Origin of the sequence: Oscillibacter sp. CAG:155 (assembly GCA_000436875.1) — a bacterium.
Classification (GTDB): Bacteria; Bacillota; Clostridia; order Oscillospirales; family Oscillospiraceae; genus Oscillibacter.
In genome coordinates this window covers 1-2,817 of sequence record FR890867.1, presented here as the reverse complement: position 1 = coordinate 2,817, position 2,817 = coordinate 1, and the positions used below count along the sequence as shown (strand labels likewise).

The following is a 2,817-nucleotide window of genomic DNA, read 5'->3' as shown; positions in this document are numbered from 1 at the left end:
GCACAAAGCGCCGTGGACAAAGACCTCCACTTCCACCGGGCAGTTATGGCAGATGGCGGCGGAGTCCTCTTTGGAGCACTCCCGGGCGATGACCACTCGCTCGCAGCCGTCCTGAGCCAGTTCCACCGCGCCGCCGGAAGTAAAGACACTCATCTGGGTGCTGGCGTGGAGGGGCTGGTCCGGCAGGCACCGGCGCAGCAGGTCGAAAAGGCCCCAGTCCTGCACCAAAATGGCGTCCACGCCCAGCCGGCAGGCAGCTCTGGCGGTCTCCAGCGCCGCCGGCAGCTCCCGGTCCGAGACCAGCGTATTGAGGGTGAGAAACACCCGGGTGTCCCGTTCATGGCAGTAGCGCAGCGCCTGGGCGAATTCCTCGTCGGAAAAATTCTTGGCGCCCCGGCGGGCATTGAATTCGCCCCAGCCCAGATACACGGCTCCTGCGCCGTTTTGCACCGCCGCCCGGAGGGACTCCGGGGACCCGGCGGGGGAGAGCAGTTCCGGCTTCATCCCTGCTTCTCGCTTTTTTGCAGGTGTTCCAGCTTCTGCTGGAGACGGAACACCTCACGCTTGAGCTCACTGACCTGATTCTGGGCCTTGCCGGCCTCGTCCAGATAGCCTTTGATCTGGCCCCGCAGCTGCTCGGAGGCGGACTGGGCCTTGAAGAGCTCGTCCGTGATGTTGACGGCGGTGAGAACGGCGGCGTCCGTGCGGCCCACCTTGGCACCATCCAGCACCTCCTGCATTTTCCCGCTGACGTAGGCGCCCACTTTTTCCATATAGGCGGCGGACTCCTCTGCCACAAAGGTATAGTCCTCCCCGCAGATGTTGATAACCACGCGGTTCGCCATAAAAAGTCCTCCTATTTTCCGGCAGGGTATACCCCACCCATTATCTCAGCGTACAGTATACCATAGGACGGTCCCCGCCGCCAGAAAAATTCCGCTGATTTTGAAAAAATTCACAAACCCCGTTCCGTCTCCTTTTTCCCGCCGGGACTTGTCGCGCCTCAAAAATTCGTGTAGAATAGGAGGGACTTGAACGAGAGGAGGAGGAACCGTGGGCAGCATTTTGATTCATACCCAGGACGAGAGCGTAACGCTGACCGCCCAGGCCGTCCGGCGGCTGCTGGAAAAGGGTGACGGAGACGCGGCGCTGCTGTACCTGGCCCTTCTCCGGCACCATGGCACCGTGCAGCCCCGGTCTCTGGCGGGAGAGCTGCGGTGGGACCGGTTGCGGATCGAGACGGCGGAGAGTACGCTGCGGGAACTGGGGCTGGTGGCCCCCCTGGAGACGCCCCCGGCCCCGGCGGACGAGCGGCCGGTGTATCAGCGCGCCGATGTGGCGGAGCGGCTGGAGCGCAGCGACGAGTTCCGGACGCTGACGGCGGAGGTGGAGAAGAAGCTGGGCAAGCGGCTGACCACGCCGGATGTGGGGGTACTGCTGGGACTCAACGACTATCTGGGTCTTCCCGCGGATGTGATCTATCTTTTGGTGTGCCACTGTGCTGAGCGGGTGGAGCGGCGCTACGGCCCCGGCCGCCGGCCCGGCATGAAGCAGATTGAGAAAGAAGGCTACGCCTGGGCCCGGATGGGCATCGACACCCAGGCCGCGGCGGCGGACTACCTGAAAAAGTACGCCCAGCGGCAGGGAATGCTGCCGGCTTACATGCGGGCGCTGCAGATGGGGGAGCGCAAGCCCTCCCCCTCGGAGGAGAAGTACCTCAACGCCTGGCAGGAGATGGGATTCCAGCCGGAGGCGGTGGCCTTGGCCTACGACAAGACCGTGCTCAAGTGCCACGAGATGCGCTGGCCCTACTGCAACGGCATCCTCAAGCGCTGGCACGAGGCGGGGCTCCACACGCCGGAGGAGATCCAGCAGGGCGACCGGCCCCAGTCCCGGCGTGAGCCCGCCGCGTCCGCCGGAGAGGACAAGAGCTGGATGCGCAAGTACATCCAGCAGCGGGACAAGGGGGTGTAACGGATGGCCTATGATGGAAGGATTCTGCGCCGGGCCTATCAGAAATTTGAAGAGGACCGCCAGCAGCGCCAGGATCGTTTTCAGTCCCGGCGGGAGGCCATCTTCCTCCGCCAGCCCCGCCTGCGGGAGATCGAGGGGGAGCTGCGCTCCACCATGAGCCGCATCATCGCCTCTGCCCTGCGCCGGGGCACCGACCCGCTGCCGGCGGTGGAGGTGCTCAAGGAGGAGAATCTGGGGCTTCAGGAGGAAAAGCGCCGCCTGCTGGCCCAGATGGGCCTGCCGGAGGACGCATTGGAGGAGCGGCCCGCCTGTCCGCTGTGCGGCGACTCCGGCTATCGGGGCGGACAGGTGTGCCGGTGTCTGCGCAAATACTACGCCCGGGAGCAGCAGAAGGAGCTCAGCAGGATGCTGGATCTGGGCGGGCAGAGCTTTGAGACCTTTTCGCTCAATTGGTACTCCGATGCGTACGACCCGATGCTGGGCATCTCGCCCCGGAAGAACATGGCCCAAATCCTGGAGATCTGCCGCAGCTATGCGGAGACCTTTTCCCAGGAAAGCGGCAGCCTGCTGCTGACGGGAGACCCGGGGCTGGGCAAGACCTTCCTCTCCGCCGCCATTGCCCGGGTGGTCAGCGGGGACGGCTGGCCTGCCCCGGGTGGCGAGCGGGGACGGCTGGTCCGTGGTATACGATCCCGCCGGCCGTATTTTTCAGCGGTTTGAGGCCCAGAAATTCGGCCGGGAAGAGGGGGACGGAGCGTCCACCGATGTGGAGCGGGTGCTGAGCTGTGATCTGCTGATCCTGGACGATCTGGGAACGGAGATGACCACGGCCTTTGTCCAGAG

At 64.7% G+C, this 2,817-nt stretch carries 4 protein-coding genes; 2 read left to right on the top strand and 2 right to left on the bottom strand.

Features of this window, described 5'->3' with window-relative positions:
- Together QZL67_RS03130 and QZL67_RS03125 are read right to left on the bottom strand one after the other, a co-directional pair.
- Nucleotides 1-504 (bottom strand): peptidase U32 family protein (locus QZL67_RS03130; protein ID WP_292919750.1); only part of this gene is annotated, 504 nt, incomplete at its 3' end.
- Nucleotides 501-845 (bottom strand): cell division protein ZapA, encoded by a 345-nt coding sequence (locus QZL67_RS03125; RefSeq protein WP_022289317.1) that lies wholly within the window; start codon nt 843-845, stop codon nt 501-503. The genes QZL67_RS03130 and QZL67_RS03125, both read right to left, overlap by 4 nt.
- 208 nt (nt 846-1,053) lie before the next feature.
- Here QZL67_RS03125 and QZL67_RS03120 point away from each other — a divergent pair, with 208 nt between their 5' ends.
- The gene (locus tag QZL67_RS03120) at nt 1,054-1,974 is read left to right on the top strand and encodes a DnaD domain protein (protein WP_022289316.1); all 921 of its coding nucleotides are present in this window, start codon (nt 1,054-1,056) and stop codon (nt 1,972-1,974) included.
- Between the two features lie 3 nt (nt 1,975-1,977).
- Nucleotides 1,978-2,694: an ATP-binding protein gene (locus QZL67_RS03115; protein WP_022289315.1), complete on the top strand. Its 717-nt coding sequence runs from the start codon at nt 1,978-1,980 to the stop codon at nt 2,692-2,694.
- Nucleotides 2,695-2,817 lie beyond the last annotated feature (123 nt).

Coding starts and splice junctions, on each gene's coding strand:
- QZL67_RS03125 (WP_022289317.1), bottom strand. CDS start 845: ATGGCGAACCGCGTGGTTATCAACATCTGCGGGGAGGACTATACCTTT.
- QZL67_RS03115 (WP_022289315.1), top strand. CDS start 1,978: ATGGCCTATGATGGAAGGATTCTGCGCCGGGCCTATCAGAAATTTGAA.